The sequence below is a fragment of the Paraburkholderia sp. SIMBA_053 genome, from assembly GCF_046534895.1.
Classification (GTDB): domain Bacteria; phylum Pseudomonadota; class Gammaproteobacteria; order Burkholderiales; family Burkholderiaceae; genus Paraburkholderia; species Paraburkholderia caledonica.
The window spans coordinates 1-281 of the sequence record NZ_JAWRXU010000499.1 but is presented as its reverse complement, the minus strand read 5'-3'; the positions used below and the strand labels follow the sequence as shown (position 1 = coordinate 281).

Annotated in this window: 1 protein-coding gene; it reads right to left on the bottom strand. The window is 66.5% G+C overall.

Annotated features, from left to right (window positions below):
• A partial coding sequence (locus tag SB753_RS36605; RefSeq protein WP_410805013.1) for a GTP-binding protein occupies positions 1–281 on the bottom strand: 281 nt, incomplete at both ends.

The following is a 281-nucleotide window of genomic DNA, read 5'->3' as shown; positions in this document are numbered from 1 at the left end:
GCCGAAGCGGCTCACCACTTGCACCGCGCGCGGATTGATGCGCGCGAGGATGCGTTGCAGGCGCGTCAGCTCGTCGGCGGTCACGAGGTCGGCCTTGTTCACGACTAGCACGTCGCAGAACTCGACCTGCTCGATCAGCAGTTCCACGAGAGTCCGGTCGTCTTCGTCGCTCGCGGCGATGCCGCGTTCGGCGAGCGCATCCGCGGAGCCGTAGTCGTGCAGAAAATTGGACGCGTCGACCACCGTGACCATCGTATCGAGCCGCGCGAGCTCGGCGAGCG